The sequence below is a fragment of the Pseudomonas sp. UBA1879 genome (assembly GCF_002338065.1).
In the GTDB taxonomy this organism is placed as follows: Bacteria; Pseudomonadota; Gammaproteobacteria; order Pseudomonadales; family Pseudomonadaceae; genus Aquipseudomonas.
Window position 1 is genome coordinate 50,604 of record NZ_DDHJ01000004.1, and the last position, 16,920, is coordinate 67,523.

The 16,920-nt window shown below is 53.6% G+C and carries 16 protein-coding genes and 2 pseudogenes; 9 read left to right on the forward strand and 9 right to left on the reverse strand.

Translation table 11 applies throughout. From position 1 onward, the window contains the following. Positions 1-86 precede the first annotated feature (86 nt). Positions 87-1,109, forward strand: a complete 1,023-nt coding sequence (locus B3N48_RS03455; RefSeq protein ID WP_296179437.1) for a Glu/Leu/Phe/Val dehydrogenase family protein — start codon at positions 87-89, stop codon at positions 1,107-1,109. A gap of 162 nt (positions 1,110-1,271) precedes the next feature. Here the strand turns inward: B3N48_RS03455 and B3N48_RS03460 are convergent, their stop codons facing one another. Further along, complete coding sequence (locus tag B3N48_RS03460) at positions 1,272-2,006, reverse strand: dienelactone hydrolase family protein (protein WP_296179440.1); 735 nt, start codon at positions 2,004-2,006, stop codon at positions 1,272-1,274. Between the two features lie 62 nt (positions 2,007-2,068). Next, positions 2,069-2,335: a YebG family protein gene (locus tag B3N48_RS03465; RefSeq protein ID WP_296179443.1), complete on the reverse strand. Its 267-nt coding sequence runs from the start codon at positions 2,333-2,335 to the stop codon at positions 2,069-2,071. Positions 2,336-2,652: 317 nt separating this feature from the next. Here B3N48_RS03465 and B3N48_RS03470 point away from each other — a divergent pair. The 3 genes and pseudogenes from B3N48_RS03470 to B3N48_RS03480 all read left to right on the forward strand — a co-directional run. Then, positions 2,653-2,895, forward strand: a pseudogene (locus B3N48_RS03470) (phosphate-starvation-inducible PsiE family protein); the annotation flags it as partial. Positions 2,896-3,039: 144 nt separating this feature from the next. Beyond that, on the forward strand, positions 3,040-3,489 hold the full coding sequence (locus tag B3N48_RS03475) for a phosphate-starvation-inducible protein PsiE (RefSeq protein WP_296181559.1): 450 nt from the start codon (positions 3,040-3,042) through the stop codon (positions 3,487-3,489). Positions 3,490-3,649: 160 nt separating this feature from the next. After that, complete coding sequence (locus B3N48_RS03480) at positions 3,650-3,931, forward strand: hypothetical protein (RefSeq protein ID WP_296179445.1); 282 nt, start codon at positions 3,650-3,652, stop codon at positions 3,929-3,931. On the opposite strand, the gene B3N48_RS03485 is transcribed toward B3N48_RS03480, so the two are convergent. Genes B3N48_RS03485 through B3N48_RS03495 form a run of 3 tightly spaced genes read right to left on the reverse strand, consistent with a single transcriptional unit; the run spans position 3,918 to position 7,941 of the window. After that, positions 3,918-5,561: a hypothetical protein gene (locus B3N48_RS03485; RefSeq protein ID WP_296179447.1), complete on the reverse strand. Its 1,644-nt coding sequence runs from the start codon at positions 5,559-5,561 to the stop codon at positions 3,918-3,920. The two genes, B3N48_RS03480 and B3N48_RS03485, sit on opposite strands and share 14 nt — an antisense overlap. After that, positions 5,554-6,747, reverse strand: a complete 1,194-nt coding sequence (locus B3N48_RS03490) for a hypothetical protein (protein ID WP_296179450.1) — start codon at positions 6,745-6,747, stop codon at positions 5,554-5,556. Before B3N48_RS03490 ends, B3N48_RS03485 begins: the two co-directional genes overlap by 8 nt. Positions 6,748-6,774: 27 nt before the next feature. Further along, a complete protein-coding gene (locus tag B3N48_RS03495) occupies positions 6,775-7,941 on the reverse strand; it encodes a hypothetical protein (protein WP_296179453.1) in 1,167 nt (388 codons plus the stop codon). A gap of 137 nt (positions 7,942-8,078) precedes the next feature. On the opposite strand from B3N48_RS03495, the pseudogene B3N48_RS03500 reads away from it, so the two are divergent. Further along, a pseudogene (locus tag B3N48_RS03500) lies at positions 8,079-8,330 on the forward strand (phosphate-starvation-inducible protein PsiE); the annotation flags it as partial. Between the two features lie 58 nt (positions 8,331-8,388). Here the strand turns inward: B3N48_RS03500 and B3N48_RS03505 are convergent. The 3 genes from B3N48_RS03505 to B3N48_RS03515 form a co-directional block, all read right to left on the reverse strand. Then, complete coding sequence (locus tag B3N48_RS03505; protein ID WP_296179456.1) at positions 8,389-8,733, reverse strand: YXWGXW repeat-containing protein; 345 nt, start codon at positions 8,731-8,733, stop codon at positions 8,389-8,391. Positions 8,734-8,930: 197 nt separating this feature from the next. Next, positions 8,931-9,260 carry a DUF3509 domain-containing protein gene (locus B3N48_RS03510; protein ID WP_296179459.1) on the reverse strand — a complete coding sequence of 110 codons (330 nt, stop codon included), beginning with the start codon at positions 9,258-9,260 and terminating at the stop codon, positions 8,931-8,933. A 426-nt stretch (positions 9,261-9,686) separates the two neighbouring features. Further along, positions 9,687-10,106 carry an HPF/RaiA family ribosome-associated protein gene (locus B3N48_RS03515; RefSeq protein WP_296179464.1) on the reverse strand — a complete coding sequence of 140 codons (420 nt, stop codon included), beginning with the start codon at positions 10,104-10,106 and terminating at the stop codon, positions 9,687-9,689. A gap of 568 nt (positions 10,107-10,674) precedes the next feature. On the opposite strand from B3N48_RS03515, the gene B3N48_RS03520 reads away from it, so the two are divergent. The 3 genes from B3N48_RS03520 to B3N48_RS03530 are packed head-to-tail and all read left to right on the forward strand — an operon-like array spanning position 10,675 to position 14,720. Beyond that, on the forward strand, positions 10,675-11,283 hold the full coding sequence (locus tag B3N48_RS03520) for an RNA polymerase sigma factor (RefSeq protein ID WP_296179467.1): 609 nt from the start codon (positions 10,675-10,677) through the stop codon (positions 11,281-11,283). Continuing rightward, positions 11,280-12,284 (forward strand): FecR family protein, encoded by a 1,005-nt coding sequence (locus tag B3N48_RS03525; RefSeq protein ID WP_296179469.1) that lies wholly within the window; start codon positions 11,280-11,282, stop codon positions 12,282-12,284. Before B3N48_RS03520 ends, B3N48_RS03525 begins: the two co-directional genes overlap by 4 nt. A gap of 54 nt (positions 12,285-12,338) precedes the next feature. Continuing rightward, the gene (locus B3N48_RS03530) at positions 12,339-14,720 is read left to right on the forward strand and encodes a TonB-dependent siderophore receptor (RefSeq protein WP_414704202.1); all 2,382 of its coding nucleotides are present in this window, start codon (positions 12,339-12,341) and stop codon (positions 14,718-14,720) included. Between the two features lie 60 nt (positions 14,721-14,780). Here B3N48_RS03530 and B3N48_RS03535 read toward each other — a convergent pair whose 3' ends face one another. Continuing rightward, the gene (locus tag B3N48_RS03535; protein WP_296179472.1) at positions 14,781-15,653 is read right to left on the reverse strand and encodes a helix-turn-helix domain-containing protein; all 873 of its coding nucleotides are present in this window, start codon (positions 15,651-15,653) and stop codon (positions 14,781-14,783) included. A 209-nt stretch (positions 15,654-15,862) separates the two neighbouring features. Between B3N48_RS03535 and B3N48_RS03540 the strand changes: the two genes are divergently transcribed. Continuing rightward, positions 15,863-16,762, forward strand: a complete 900-nt coding sequence (locus B3N48_RS03540) for a DMT family transporter (protein ID WP_296179475.1) — start codon at positions 15,863-15,865, stop codon at positions 16,760-16,762. Positions 16,763-16,920 lie beyond the last annotated feature (158 nt).

The window sequence follows — 16,920 nt, forward strand, 5'->3', positions numbered from 1 at the left end:
GGAGTCGGTCAAGATGTTGCCAACGCTGCCGCCGTTTTTTCGGCGAGCGCCTATACTCGCAATACAAAAAAACGGGAGCACCGCCGATGTTCGCTCTCATGCAGCATTCACGCGTTAACGCCTTGCACCTGGTCGTCGATCCGCAGACCTGTCTCAAAGCCGTGATCGCGATCCACAGCAGCCGCAAAGGCCCGGCACTGGGAGGCTGTCGCTACCTGGCCTATCCGAACGAAGAGAGCGCAATCGAAGACGCTATTCAACTGGCCAGGAACATGAGCTACAAGGCTGTCTTGGCGGGTCTGTCGCTGGGCGGTGGCTCGGCGGTCATTCTGCAACCCGCCCATGTGCCCGATCGCTCCACGTTATTCGAAGCTCTCGGACGTTTCATTCAGACGCTCGATGGCCGTTACATCACGGCCATCGACAGCGGCACATCCAAAGAAGACATGGACTGCATCGCGCGGTACACCCGCCACGTCACCACCACCACTGCGTCCGGCGACCCCACGGCTTACACCGCTATGGGCTTGTATGCGGGTATTCGGACAACAGCCATGGCGCGGCTGGGCAGCGACAACCTCGAAGGGCTGCGCGTGGCGATTCAAGGGTTGGGGCATGTCGGTTATGCCTTGGCCGAACAGCTGCACGCGGCGGGGGCGGAACTGCTGGTCGCCGACCTGGACAGCGGCAAAGTGCAGCTGGCGATGGAGCAAATGGGCGCCAAGCCGATTGCCATCGATGCACTGCTCAGCACGCCTTGCGACATCCTTGCTCCCTGTGGGTTGGGCGGGGTGCTCAACAGTCACAGCGTGACAAAACTGCGCTGCGCCGCTGTGGCCGGAGGCGCCAACAACCAGCTCAGCTGCGCCGCGATCGCCGATCAACTCGAAGCGCGCGGCATCCTTTATGCACCGGATTACGTGATCAATTCCGGTGGTCTCATTTATCTCGCTCTGCAACATCAGGGAGAAAGCCTAGACACCATCACCGCTCATCTTTCGCAGATTGGAACACGGCTGACTGAAGTATTTGCCCACGCCCAAGCCGAGAAGCGCTCACCTGCGCGGGTGGCCGATGCACTGGCCGAACGTCTTTTGAACCTTGAGTAAAGGCCATGTCGGCACCGCGTCTGCAAGGTATGCAGTCCGAAGCATGTGCTGCTCAGGCGGTCAGGCACGGTGTTTCTTTAGAGGCATCAAGGCAACTCAGGCAGCATTCAGCGATGAGATGAGCAGGGACGATAAAGGTAACCGGCGCGAGGGGGTTACTGGCTAGCTAAGCTTTTGGTGAAACAATCCAAGCATTTGCCGCCAGCCCTGCTCCGCAGCTTCTTCGTCATAGACAGGAAAATCCGGCTTCATCCAGCCATGGGCGGCGCTGTAGGTTTCCGACCGATAGTCCACCCTCGCGTCCTGCAGCGCCTGTTCAAATTGCACGGCCATTGAGGGTGGATAGCTAGGATCGTCCTCGGCAACGGCGAGGTACACGTCGGCTTTCACATCTTTCACGAAAGTGTGCGGGCTATCCGCAGCCTCGGTTGCCAAATTGCCACCGTGGAAGCTCGCGACTGCCGCGAAACGCTCGGGCCACTTGCCTGCCGCAGCGATGGCCATCCCGCCGCCCATGCAAAACCCAACGGCGCCTACCTTTTTGCCATGAACATCGGTACGACCATCCAGATAATCCAGGAATGCGCCGGTATCGATAGCGGCTTTCATGGGGCCTGTCGTTGCCATCAGGGGGCCAAGAATGGCACGTACATCACCTTGGAAAACCGCTCGCGGATCAAACGGCTCGTAAGGCCCATAACGATAGAAAAGGTCGGGCAAGAGCACCACAAAACCTGCATTGGCCAATCGCTGCGCCATCGCCAGCTCGGCAGAACGAATGCCGCCCGCGTCCATGTAAAAAACAATGGCCGGGCCGCCTGCGCCGTTTTCAGGGGTGAAAACGTGGGCCGGGCAGTCGCCCTCTTCCGTGGCGATCAATGTCTGCTCGTGTGGCATATGGACTCCTTGGATCTAGGTCTGCGCAACCGCCGGCCTGGACGAGCAGATGCCGAATGTCGTCAATCCGTCGTCTCGGACGGTTCGCTGAGATCGCTGAGCGCGCTCGCATTGTTTTTGAAAGCGGCGGCGAAGACCGTGCGGTTTTTCGCCATGTAAATGCTCGCATCTTCTGCATGCTTTTCAGAAAGTCCCGGCACGTTTTTCATCAAGACCTCGGTCAGCACTTCTGCCAGCTCCAGCATCTGATCATGCGCATCGGCGAGTTTACGGTCCACGAACGTAGTCTCCAAATCGCGGGTACTGCGGTAAAGGGTTTCAACAGCCATTTTGGCCTCGTCGTCTTGTCCAGAGTGTCGTTGGGAAAGCTGGGGCCTGAACCATCGTCCGGCAGCGAATCCATGCCTTCATGTGTATCAACGCTGAGTGAGTACTGTGTTTTTATACAGTGCGCAGCATAAGGGAATCGTCGCCGCTTGGGTAGTGGCAAATCATGGCCATTTTCGTTGAGTGCGACACGCCTTGCGACAAAGAGTCACGTTCTCAACCTTAGTCGATGGCCTCTTTAATGCTTGGCCTCAAGCGCGAGCAAAAGCGTCACGCGAGCGCGGCATCATCCGTTTCGGGTCACTCAAGGAAGCACATCGTGAAAATCAACTGGGCCGAATCCCTCCGTCAGCACGTACACGGTTGCGCCGAATCGCTGGGCAACCTGTTCGTCGAAACCTTCCATTACCTGGCACTCTTCGCCATCGGCGCCGTCACCGCGTGGGCTGCGGTCATGGCTTTCCTCGGCATGCTGGACAAAGGGCACATCACGGTCGATGACATTCTGCTGCTGTTCATCTACCTGGAGTTAGGCGCCATGGTCGGGATTTACTTCAAGACGAAGGTCTACGTTACTAACATTCCTCGTAGTGGATACCAGATGCTTAAAAGCCCTGATAACACTGGGACGTGGTGTGCATGACCTGCTTCTGATGCGCCGTGTAGTCGGCTTGATTCGCTCGATTTCTGAACAGTGGTGGTTATGATGACGCAAGAAGTGAAATGGGCTGAAAGCCTGCGCAAAAAGTTGCATGGTGGTGCTGATTCAATTGGTAATTTGTTCGTTGAAACTTTCCATTACTTAGCACTTTTCGCAATTGGCGTTATAACAGTTTATGCGGGTATTTTTACCTTTATAGGAATGCTTCAACAGCCGAAAATTACGGTTGATGATATTTTACTGCTATTTATCTATCTTGAACTTCTTGCAATGGCGGGGATTTATTTTAAAACAAATCACATGCCCTTGCGTTTTCTTTTATACATTGGCGTTACGGCGCTGATTCGATTATTGATAAGTGATGTTTCTCATCACAATGCGCCGGACACCGGGATTTTATATGTGTGTGGTGGTGTGCTTTTACTTGCTGTGTCGATTTTGGTGGTTAGGTATTCATCTGCGAAATACCCGTCGGTAAAAGAAAAGGCTGATTGATATAATTTCTGCGAAATTTGAAAAGGCTGTCAGATGCAGCTTTTTCAAGTGACTAATTTAGGGGGGGTGGGTCTTTTATAAACTTCATAGATCATGGGGTTCACATAGGTCGTTACCTAAATGTCATAGATCATAACTGGGTTTGATGGAGGATTGGAATATGGCAGAACTGCAGAATAGATGTCCAGCCGGGACCCACTCGCTCCCGGGGCTTTCTATAGACGATCGGTTTTCTGATTTAGAGTCTCTGACATTATTTTTGAACGGTCGAGGTATTGAAACTAAAAATACTCATATTGATTGCTACCAAAGATATCTGAAAATAGCTTCAGGTCAGGGGCTAGAGAACATTGACCCTAAGAATATATTTAAAAATGTCACAGATGGGCGCTTCCAGCATGGTCTCGATTGGTATGATAGCGCGCTCATTAGTTATTACTAATGGGCCTAATTCCATACCATGTGGAACTCCACTCTCCGCACGTAATGGGAAATTTTTCGATAGTAAAGTCTATGCCTTTTGTAGGTAAGTATTGTCTGCGGTTCAACCAATTTACCGTTGCACTTAAGTTATTGTGATTACGTATTTGTGTAGTTAAATGCCAGATTTTTATAACCGGTACATTTGAGTCCTGAGCGACGTGATGGCCTATCGAATTAACTGAGCCCACGATAGATAGAAAATCATATGTTTGGTTTATTGAAAGCAGGTTTAGTAATTTGCTATTTCCATTCCTGAAAGCCTCGGAGACTTTCTTTGCTTGACTGACGCCTTTAATTATTTCCTCTGAGCGTGATAATACCTCTCGGATTTCGGAGGGTTCTATGAACCATTTTATTTCTATGCAGAGGCAGGTTTTTTTATAATGGTCAATAATTGCCAAATCAATGTCCGTACTATCTATTTGTCCATGCGTGAACTCAAGATCAAGACCTTCCAGCGAATTTATTATTTCCTGTCGCACTCTATACTCCTTTTCTTGGACTAGCCGCGAATAGATATAACGCTCTTCTGGAATCTGATTTAAAAGCACACATAAATTACGCTCGCCGTTAGTATGCATAATTATGAATGGTGATATCGCATATTGACTTTCATTAAGTTCAATTAGGGGCTGGATCGCGATGTCTGGGTGCCGGATGCCTTTATTTCCATATGTTAAATAATCTAAAACTTTGCTTACCTTAGTCCTTGAGATTTCGATGTGGCTGGCAATAATATTTATTAGCATGCTTTTTTTTGGTGTCCAAAGTGCACTAGAAAAGGCTAGAGCAGGCACGCCTTCTTCAACAGCTATTACTCTAGCCATGAACCATGCAGAAGCCATGATTTGCAACGAGATAAAAACCTTTCGGAAGTCACTTATTGAAAATGTAAGAAAGTTCCATTGATTAGGTAGATTGTGACGATTGTTAAAATCCTCAAAATAAGCATCGGAAAGGGCAGTCATTAAACGTTTCGAGAAATTTACATTATAATAGTTTCCGCTTATGCTCATATGCCGTCGGAGTTCTTTAGCGGATATATGCGTAAGCGGGGAATTTTCTGTTGTGGGATCTCGTTTCGCTACTAGTCGATCATATGCCTCATAGGTTAAGTTATAACTAGACCAATCCGAAGGAACGATGTCGTTACCTGATACTGTTAGTTCAATCATCTTTGCATGATATAGAGGGAATATCGAGCAAAAATTTAGGTAGCTTTTTGCTAGATCAATCCATTCCTGTGTGTAGATATAACTGTTATCTCGAAATTCCCGATCTATCTTTTTTGAGTTTGAGTTTGAGTTTGAATTTGAGTTTGGTTTGTCTGAGTAGCACGCTCGAATCGGGTGTACTATAGCGTTAATAAGCCCATCAATATAGGCAGCAGCACGTTGCTCGGGCAATGGATTAATAATACTTATCTTGAAGTGATGGTCTTCGACAACGGATAACAAAGTCCATATCTGTTGTTGATAACTAAAATTGTTGAGAGGGTTTTTGGACATCTCTAAATCGATTTCATTCTCCACAGCCATCACACATGCTGCTCTCTGTGTGTGCTTAGTAATATCAGTTTCCTTAGGCATGTTCTCTATCCCCATTCGTGGGGAAACTGAAATTTTTGATTATGCTGTACGCGTCGCTGTAAGCTTTTCTCATATGTTGAAGTAATTCAGTGTAAATTAGTTCGTGTGAGAAATTTTCCTCAGGAAGCTCTAAGCGTAAATTTATAGTTTTCATAATTCTGATCAAGTCATATTCGGATTGAAGATGTTGAAATAGCCCTCGGTAATCATTCAGCACAAAAAAAGGAGTCATTATCTTGTAAGCACTTTCTTTATCGCTTAATTTTTCTATGAGCAGTGATAGAAGTTTCAACCCCTTTAGATTTTTGGTCTGAGTTAAAGGGGGAATTTTATTTATAGCTATTTTTACGGTTTTTTCATCTATTGATTCAACAAATATTCTATTTAGGGCTTCAGTGAGATTGGCGACGTGTATATCAGTCCAAAAGATGGGTTTCTGTAAATTCCCTATAGTTTCAGCGATTTCTCCTTCGAGTTTGTAAAGGGGAGTGCTGAAAACAATTTCTACTAGCGCTGACGTATCTTCTCGAAGTGTAAATAATTGACTTTCAATATTCGGCTGCGCCCATTCATTTTCTATTTGCGCGTTATAAAATTGTGAGTGTACGTCGAACTGTGGTTCCACGTTTTCTGAAAGTAGATAGAATTTTTCATCTAAGGGGAGTTCGTCTATATCGCCGAGCCACATTATTATATTTTTGGATGCATTAACGCCGAACGAAATTTGCCATTCGTCTAATTTGGTTATACTGCCATACGTTGATGAAAGTAAGGTAAGGCTATAGGATGGATGCAATGCATATTTGTTTAATACCTCTGGTTTGAAGTATATGGGAGCTAGAAATCCGGAATTGCTGAACTCGTGGGCTAGGCCTGGTGTTGATAAATATTCCACCGCAGAGTAAGCAAAATCTAAATCTTTGCAAAGTGCGTACTGGGTTTTTTTTATTTTCTCTGGCATTTTCACAATAATTTTCAAAGCTCTGCTTTTTGTTTTTATTTCGTCGAAAATTAGTATTTCGGATAATTTTGTTATATACAGCTGCTTGGTTTTTGGCTCTATTAGAAACGGCAGGTCTTTAGCAACTATATGTATCTCGTTGACTTTAAATTCACGCTTCGCAATAGATAGTTGTAGTGGGTTTCCATTTTTGTCGAATAGCTCTCTGCATAACTCTGGTAGCATCTGGCTTTTCTCCAATTTCCATTTTTATTAAATACTAGAAGTTATCGCGTGGAAAGACTCTCTCAGTTTTGCTATCAACGCATCATGTACTTCGAGGGTAGTACTGCTCTCATCAATTTCTAGTTCTAGTTTGATCTCATTGATTTTTTTATTTTTGCTTGCCTCTGAACCTGTATGTGCATGAATTAATCTAAGATCCTGCAGCAAAAATAACGGTTGCATTATTCGTGTCGCTTGCTCCTCTGATGATACTGCTGCGATAAACAGCTTTAGCCTCTGCAAGACCCCAAGATTTACAATTTCCTTTTGTGCGCATTCTTTTGCAATTGCTTTGCTTAAAATGTTTTTGTCTAAGGATTCTACATATACTTTGTAAAGGTTGTTGATTAATTTTTTTTGCTCTGTTGGTGTGTCAAGCGTCGGGCGGGTAATACTTAGCGAAATCTCTAATACTTCTTGGTCAAGCCTCGATACTTTTGTGCCGAAACGTGCGTAAAAAGACTCGATGAAATTTGACCGTTCTTTAAATAACTTGTCTTCGGGAGTTAGGTCCGTAAATACACATTCAATTTGGCCATCGTAGAATTCGCTGCCAATACAGTGGTCAGATATAACATTTTCGGATCTTAGATAATATTGCTCTTTTATAGGCAGTCTGGATATGTCTCCCAACCACATTACAATTTTTTCATGTTTATTTATACCGAATGGAACGCTAAAGTCATCATTGCACCATATTGTTCCATAAGTTTTGGAGGCGAATTGCACTCTGTATGATGGGTGAGAGTCGTATTTCACAAGTACTTCTTTATTGAAGAATACCGGTGTCAAAAAACCTTTATCAAAATCTCTTTCCAGGCCAGGTATGTATAGATAGTCATCTGAATCATAAATGAATGGTACCTTGGTAAAGCCAAAATCATTTTGAGTCTTTTTTCTATCAGATGTAATCATGTCTGAGCCTTTTTCAAAAGCTTGACGATGTAGGTGTAATATTGCAGACTTTGACCTGTCAGGTAAATACCGTATCTGACATTGAATGCAGCGAAGAAATGGAAGTCCGTTGATTTTAAAGTGTACGCCGGAAATTATTTCGTCCAGTACCTCAAATACTAAACTCAAATGTGAAGAGCATTTTCCGCAATAAATTCTTTGGACAGAACTTGCCGAGTCTATTAATTCATGAATTTCCATTTCATTACTCTTAAGGTCCGGTTAATTTAGGAAGAGTACACACAAGTAAACTCGAATTCCAGTGGTGTAATTCGAGATATGAAAGTGAGTTTCCTCCTTGCCGCAGAATGTCATCCGATTGGGCTGCACTCGTCGTCAAGACCAACCACATGCCCGTGCGCTTCCTGATCTATGTGGCAATCACGGCGCTGACCCGCCTGCTGATCTCAGACGTCTCGCACCATGCGCCGCCGGATTTGGGGGTCGTGTACCTCAGTGGTGCGATTCTATTGTTGGCGTTCGCGATTCTGGTGGTGCGTTACGCCTCGTCGCAGTTTCCGTCGGTAAAAGTGCCGGACCCGCACAGCAACAAGAAAGGCGCGGTCATCGAGGAGAAGGGGGAGGTGTGAAGGGCGGGTGAGCGGCCCATCGGTTGAGCCGCTCGCGTCACAGAGCGCTGGTGTGGACTCAGTTCACCCAGACCCCAACGTGGTAGTGCCAGCCATCGCCACGGTTTTCCCAGTAGGGGTGCTGATAGCGATAGCCTGGGCGCACGACCTCCCAGTGTCCATGGACGGGCACGTAGCGGTTGCCTTCCCAGCGCCAGTAGCCACGGGACCAGATGTAGCCGGGACGCGGCGCCGGTTCTTCTTCGACGATGCGCGTAGGAGGCGCTTGGGGGGCGACGACTTCGACGTATTCGCCGCGAGGCGCCGGTCGTTCGACGACGCGACGTTCATGCACGACTCGCTCTTCCACACAGCCGGTCGCCATCACCAGTGCACCCACCAAGGCCAGATAACGTAACGACATAAACACCTCTGCTCATCCACGTCGCCCTTTCAGCGTCGTGCTCGGGGCGGCGTCTTGTGGATTGGTTGTAACAGGTGGTGTCTGTCTGGGGGCTGAACTGGGACGTGTGTCGAAGGGGGTAGACGACCAAAGGCCTGGCCGGACACTGCGAAGGGGAGGCGATGAGGGATCGCCTCCGTCAGATGCGCGTCATGGGATCAGATGCCCACGTTCAGTTGAGGTCTGTTGAGAAAAGCGTTGCGCGCAGGGGGCGGGGACAGCTGCTTGAGGTCGCCATCGGTCATGGCGGCCAGGATCTTGATGGCGCTGTGGCCTTGTTCGATGGCGATGCCGAATTGCACGCTTTCGATCAAGCGGCGCAAGCGCGTTGGAGAATTGCGCTGTTCAGCGCTGATCAAGCGTTTGGCAACAACGCCTGACTCATTGGAAAGCGTCAGCATGATGGTGCCGTCGAGGCCCTGGATGCTCAGGTTGACCCGGTAGTCTGGGTGAAATGCATCGGTGATCTGTTGAAAAGGATTGTCCATGGGCTGCTACCTGATTATCGATCTGCATGAGTTGACTTGGGATGGGTCCCTTTAGTTCTCGACGCAGGATCAACGGCGGTTGAAATCAGCGTCTGAGTTGACTAGTCAGCTGCCCGTCGAGCCAGAAATGGCGGGGCTTGCAGAGGTGGAGGCTCGACGAAGGGAGACTTGCAGAGTTCGGGCCATTCAGGACGAACGGTGCATTTAAAAGAGGTATGAATCCTTTCAGCGGTTAAACGCTGAAGAGATTTACCCTTTCGAATGAATACTTTAGTAGTAGCCAAATGCCCAGTTGATCAGATAAGCGCCCTGTTTGAGCGCTGGACGCTTGCTTTGAGTGCGACAGACCCTGTTCGACCCGGCACAAAAAAGGGCGGGCCTGTGTGCACAGGCCCGCCCTTCGTATCGTTGTTCAGGCCGCCGGTATTAACCGTGCAAGGCCTCGTCTTTCTCTAGAAATTCTTCCTGCAGCAGCGCATCCGGGTTTTCCGAATCGGTGCCTTGGACGGGGTCGATAGACGCCACACCTCCACGTTTGCTGCGCAATTTGCCGAACAGATGTTCGAGCGCGTGATCAAGTTTGACAGCAGCGCCGTCAACAGCCTGGTCCAAGGTGTCAGCCTTGTGCGTTACGGAAATGGGTTGGTGTCCTTTTGGCCGGGCTTCCATCTGGCAGCGGATGTCGTGCGGGCCGGGTTTGTCGCCGTTCTCGTCGCGGATATGGACTTCGATACGGGTGAGGTCTTCTTCATAGCGGTCGAGCGTGGTTTCAACGGTGGTTCGTACCCACTCCTCCAGTCGGATGCTGCTTTCGATGTGGTTATCGCTGTTGACCTGGATTTGCATAGTTCTTCCCTTACTTTGGCTTGCTCGGGAGAGTCTCGACGAAGGTGAATTTCCGTCTGCCCTCGAGCACAGTGTTGGCCCCGAACGGAGAACAATTCAACCCCCAAATCGAAGAAATATTTCATTGCAGAAATTAATGTGCAGCTCGGCGGAAGATGCTCTACCTCAGGGAACATCCCCTGCTTTAGCGGGTCATGGCGCCGAGGATGCTCGAATGCATCGACCAAGCGGACGTCTTGGCTGAACCATCCCACACCAAAAGCAGCTCATTCGGCCGGTCTGCCAGGCCAATCACTGACGTGAGTCAACGTATCGGCAGGCCGCTGCAACGCGCTCGACCGCAACGGCCATCAGACTCTTTTGCATATGAGAATATTTATCATTAATATTGCGTCTTTTTGTGCGTAGCGGCCTCCTTTGGCCGAGTCTCAGGAAAATCATCTGCATGTCGACGCGTTCAAAAAGCCCCTCCAATGTTCACTCTGTCGACGTTGCCGCCCTGTTGGCAGTGATCCGAGCGTCGCTGGTTCCAATGGCCGCCTGCCTTCAAGTTCTGGCCTGAGCTCACATGATCGACCTCACCCCACCGACGCCCGATGCGTCTTCTGCCGACGATGACCAGGACGCCCCCAAAGCCGCCCGCGCGCGCTTTCTCAAGGCGTTTCTGTCCCAACGCCCGCAGATGGAGGCGTTGGTGAGTCGCCGTGTCGGATGCCGAGCCACAGCGGCGGATCTGATCCAGGACCTGTTCGTGCGTTTCTGGCGACGTCCGTTGGTGCAGGTCGAAGAACTCAACACCTATCTGCTGCGCTGCGCGGGCAACATCGCCATCGATCACCTGCGCAACGAAGGCACCCGCGCGCGCCTCAACGAAGGGCTGATGCCGGACGCGCCGACGCCGCACAGTGACGAACCGCACGCCGCGCTAGTGGCCAGCAACGATCTGCGTCATATCGAAACGGCGTTGCGTGGCCTGCCCGAAAAGACGCGGCATATTTTTCTGCTCAACCGCATCCACGGGCGCACCTACGGCGATATCGCCAAGGCCATGGGGCTTTCGCAAAGCGCAGTGGAAAAACATATGATGCGCGCCCTGCAAGCCTGTAAGGCGAGTCTGGATCAGCACGCCGCGCAGGCGACCCCCCTTCGTGCGAAGTCCGAGGACGCGGGTCGATGAAAGCGCTTCCGGATTCGGCATTGATGATCACCCCTGAACAACACCAGGCCGCTTTGAGCTGGCTGAGTCGGCTGCATGACCAGCCGAGTGCGGCGGATCAAGCGCGTTTCAAGCGCTGGCTGCACGCCGACCCTGCGCACGTTGAGGCCTATGCGCAGGCGCAGGTCGTGTGGGAAATGAGCGAGGCGCCTGCTGTCAGACTCGCCGTTGAAGAAGCCGTTGCGCTGGAAACGTTGCTCAGCGCGATGGATGCGCCAGTGGCCGAGAAGCGTCGGTCGGTGCCGCGCTGGGGCGCAGCTTTGGCGATGGCGGCGTGTCTGGTGATGATGGTCGGGGTCGGTCTGGGCTGGCAGCCGAAGCGCTGGGTCGATGACGTCGGCGCCGATTTCGTCTCCCCGCCGGGGGAGGTGAGGACGGTCACTTTGGCCGATCAATCGCAGGTGACCCTGGACGCCGACAGTGCCATCGCCGTGCATTTCAGCAAGGGCGAGCGTCATGTGCAGGTGCGGCGCGGCGCGGCGTTTTTTCAGGTAACGCACACCGGTGAACCGTTCGTTGTCGAGGGCGGGCGCGGCGAAACGCGCGTACTCGGCACGCAATTCGAGGTGCGTTTGCTGCCCGAAGGCGCGCAGGTCACGGTGTTGTCCGGGCGCGTGGGCGTGAAAGCCGGCGCCGACTTGCCGCAGCAGATACTCACGGCGGGGCAGCGTGTCCGTTACGACGCGATCCGCACCACCGCCCTGCAAGCTGTCGACAGCGAGCATCAACTGGCTTGGCGTCAGGGCTGGCTCAATTACTACCGCACGCCGCTGGCCGACGTGATCGACGACCTGAGCCGCTACTACCCCGGCCGCATCGTGGTGCTTAACGACGAGCTTGGGGCCAGAAAAGTCAGCGGCAGCTTCCCCAGCAAAGACCCGGTGGCAGTCTTGGCGGCGTTGAAATCCGTGGTGGGTTTCGAGCAATACGAAGCGTTTGGACGGGTGATCGTGATTCGTTGAGCAAGCCGGCTGCCACGGCACTTGCGTTGAGTCATTGAAATCCGCGACGCGTGAATAAAGGGGACCTCATTGAACGTCTGGCTCGGCCTATCCATCCTCACCGCCTGGACCTCATCGGTTCAGGCGGCGGAGCCTGCCTATGACTTTTCCATTCCCGCCAAGCCTTTGCCTCAGGCCCTCAGCGAGTTCAGCCGTGTCACCGGCCAGACCGTCATTTACCTGCAAGACTCGCCCTACGGCATCCAGGCTCCAGCGCTGAAAGGCACGTTCACCGCCGAGCAGGCGTTGCGGCAATTGCTCGATAAATCTGGCCTCAATTTCCGCCGCGCCACCGACAGCGCCTTTACCCTCGAGGCCGCGTCCTCTGCGGGGGCGATCACCTTGGGGCTGACGCAGATCGACTCGCGCCGCGAAGCCGCCGACCGCTATCTGCCGCCGCGCGCTACGTCAGTGATGCGCACGTCGACGCCTCAGCTGGAGATCCCTCAAGCCGTAAGCGTGGTGCCTGCACAGGTGTTGCGCGATCAAGCGCCGCGCAACCTCGACGATGCGTTGACCAACATCAGCGGCGTGACCCAGGGCAACACCCTCGGCAGCACACAGGACACCCTGATGAAACGCGGCTTCGGCGACAACCGCGATGGCTCGATCATGCGCGATGGCATGCCAGTGGTGCAGGGCCGCAGCCTCAACGCCACCGCCGAACGGGTGGAAGTGCTCAAGGGTCCCGCGTCGCTGCTCTACGGCATTCAAGACCCCGGCGGGGTGATCAACGTGGTCAGCAAGCGTCCGGCGTTGCAGTCGCACAGCGAGCTGACGGCGCGGGGTTCGAGCTATGGCCCTGGCAAGCATGGCAGCGGCGGCGTGCTGGACAGTACGGGTGCTTTGGACGGGACGGATCTGGCCTATCGTCTGATTCTCGATCACGAATACGAAGATTACTGGCGCAATTTCGGGGTGCATCGCGAATCATTGGTCGCGCCGTCGCTGGCTTGGTATGGCGAGAGCACGCAAGTGCTGGCTGCCTATGAGCACCGCGAATTTCTTTCGCCGTTCGACCGAGGCACAGCCATCGATCCCGGCACTCGTCGTCCGCTGGACATCCCCTCCACGCGGCGTCTGGACGAACCTTTCAACAGCATGGAAGGGCGCTCGAACCTGTATCGCGTCGAGGTCGATCATTCATTCAATGACCGCTGGACGGGCCATTTGGGCTACAGCTACAACCGTGAAACCTACGACGCCAGCCAAGTGCGCGTCACGGCCGTGAATCCGGATAACGGCACGTTGACACGCTCGATGGACGGCACGAGCGACGCCCTTGGCACTGACCGGTTCACTACCCTGACCTTGAACGGCGACGTTGAGGTGGCCGGCATGCGCCACGACCTGTTGTTCGGCGCCGATGACGAGTACCGCAAGATTTATCGCGGCCAGCTGATTCGGCAAAAGAGCCGCACCACGTTCAGCTACGTGAATCCGGTTTACGGCCAGGAAGCCGAAGGCGTGCAAGTCAGCGTTCCTGACAGCCGCCAGCTGGACATGTTGCGCAGCGATTCACTGTTCGTTCAGGACTCGGTGCATCTGACCGATCAATGGATCGCCGTGGCAGGCGCGCGCTATCAGTGGTTCGATCAGCAGGCCGGGAAGGGCACGCCCTTCATCCGCAACACCGACCTTGACGGCCAGAAATGGGTGCCGCGCGCCGGGTTGGTGTACCGCTACAACGACGCGCTGTCGCTCTACGGCAGCTACACCGAGTCGTTCAAACCCAATGCCAGCATCGCTGCGCTGGCGGGCGGCATGGTGTTGGATTCGACAACGCTGCCTGAGCAATCCAAGGCTTGGGAGCTGGGCGCAAAATGGGACGTGGACGAGCGCATCAGCGGCACGCTGGCGGTGTTCGATATCCGCAAGCGCAACGTGCTGGTGGCCAATTTTGACTCGCTGACCGCGAACACGGTTTACACCACAGCGGGACAAGTGCGCTCGCGGGGCATCGAGCTGGATTTGAGCGGGCAGTTGTCGGAGCGCTGGAGCGTGATCGGGGGCTATGCCTTCACTGACGCGCGGGTGGTGGAAGATCCGACCTTGGAAGGCAATCGGCTGCAGAACGTGCCGAGACACAGCGGTTCAATGTCGGCGGTGTACGACCTTGGCAGCGTGCTTGGCGCAGACCGCCTGCGAGTGGGAGCGGGCGCCCATTACGTCGGTGCGCGCGCAGGCAACCCCGATAATGATTTCGACCTTCCCGGCTACACCGTCGCCGATGCCTTCGCGACGTATGAAACGAAACTGGATGGGCAAATGCTCAAGTTTCAACTCAACGTAAAGAACCTGTTCGACCGCACCTACTACAGCTCGGCCGTCAGCCGGTATTTCGTGTCGCTGGGAGATTCACGGCAGGTGGTGTTGGCGACGACCCTGGCGTTTTGAGGTTCAAGGTCCGGTCACTTCGTTCCTGTGGGAGTGTGTCAGCTGTCGATGTAGGGGCTTTCACTGAAACGCCAACCGATACTCCCCCGGCGTGGCCCCCATGGCCTGTCTGAATCGGTTGCTGAAATGACTGGCGCTGGCAAAACCGCAATCCAGCGCAATATCGCCGAAGGCCAGGCGTGTCGTGCGCAGCAGGTGCCGGGCGCGGTTCATGCGCCGGGCCAGCAGGTATTGATGAGGCGGCAGGCCGAAGCTTTCGCGGAACATGCGGGCGAAATGGTACTCCGACAACGCACACATCCCGGCCAGTTGCCCCAGACTCAAAGGCTCGGCGAGGTTCAGTTCGATGAACTCTACCAACCGCCGACGCACATGGGGCGCGAGGCCTCCTTTCAGGCGCAAACCGTCGCGCAGCCCCACCTGATTCAACATCATGTGATCGAGCAGTTCGTGGGCGAGGGTGCTGGTCTGCAGGCGCTCGCCCGGTTCGTGCCAGTTCAGGCGAATCAGCCGATGAAAACGCTGAGCCTGCAGCGGGTCGTCGATGAAGGTGTTTTCCTGCAGCATCATTTGCCGAGGCTCGCGGTCCAGCAGCGTGACGCAGTTGAGCGCGAACTGTTCGGGGCTGATGTAGAGATGCGCCAGTCGGATGTCGCCGTTGACCACCCACGACGACTGATGCCCGGCGGGCAGGACGCAAAGCTTGTCGGGCGCGCCTTTCTGGTCCGGGCGATCCCGGCGATAGGTGCCCGTGCCGCCACCGACGTAGCACGACAACGTGTGATGACTCGGCCCGTGGTAGTCCTGCGCGTCATGCCGGTTGTTCCACAAGGCTGCCACGACGCCGTCACCCAGGGATGCGCTCTGTTCCAGCTGCGCATGGGGCGAGCGGTTGAGCGATTGAAACACCTGGATTTGATCGAGTGATGACATGTGGGCGCTCGTGGAACAGGGCTGAACAATGACCTTTGGGGTAGCACCCCCTCTGAGGGAGTGAGCATCGACTGCGGTATTGCGTGAAGCGAGACGTATCGTACTCCGCCGTTGCGTTGCTGCCATCGGGCCGCCGATCAAATGCGCAAGATTACGCAAATGGTCGCCTTCACACGCGCACAGACTGAGGCTTCACTGAGGAGCCCGTCATGAACATCTCGCTGTATCTGCTGACCGTTTTGATCTGGGGCACGACCTGGATCGCCCTGAAACTGCAACTGGGCGAAGTGGCGATTCCGGTGTCGATCGTCTACCGCTTTGGCCTGGCGGCGCTGATTCTGTTCGCCATGCTGCTGGTCAGTGGCAAGCTGCAAAAGGTGAATCGGCGTGGGCAGTGGATCTGCCTGGCCCAGGGAGTATGCCTGTTCTGCGTCAACTTCATGTGCTTCTACACCGCCAGTCGCTGGGTGCCGACCGGGTTAGTGGCCGTGGTGTTTTCCACGGCAACCCTATGGAACGCGCTGAATGCCCGGGTGTTCTTCAAACAGAAAATTGCTCGCAACGTGTTGATCGGAGGGGCGTTGGGATTGGTGGGGCTGGGCTGCCTGTTCTGGCCCGAACTGTCCGGGCACAGCGCCAGCCGTGAAACCCTCATCGGTCTGGGCCTGGCCCTGCTCGGCACGCTGTGCTTCTCGGCGGGCAACATGCTGTCGAGCCTGCAACAGAAAGCCGGGTTACGCCCGCTGACCACTAACGCCTACGGGATGTTGTATGGCGCCGCGATGCTCTGCGTGTACTGCCTGATCAGCGGTACTCCGTTCGCTTTCGAATGGAATGCGCGCTACGTTGGCTCGCTGCTGTATCTAGTGATTCCGGGTTCAGTGATCGGCTTCACCGCCTACCTGACGCTGGTCGGCCGCATGGGGCCTGAGCGCGCGGCGTATTGCACCGTGCTGTTCCCGGTGGTGGCGCTGAATGTTTCGGCGTTCGCCGAGGGTTACCAATGGACCCTGCCCGCGTTGATGGGGCTGGTGCTGGTGATGATGGGGAATGTGCTGGTGTTCAGGAAGCCGAAAGCCGTGGTGCCGGTCGAGGCAAAATTGGCGTGATGAGGTCGCTGGGCTGGTTGAGTGGTGATCATGCTCACGCTCTGAGTGGGCATGTTCACAGAAGCATCGCGAGCAAGCTCACTCCTACAGGATGGCGCTGTTCATAGAGCGCGCAAGCTCACTCCTACAGGATGGCGCTGCTCATAGAACGCGCACTC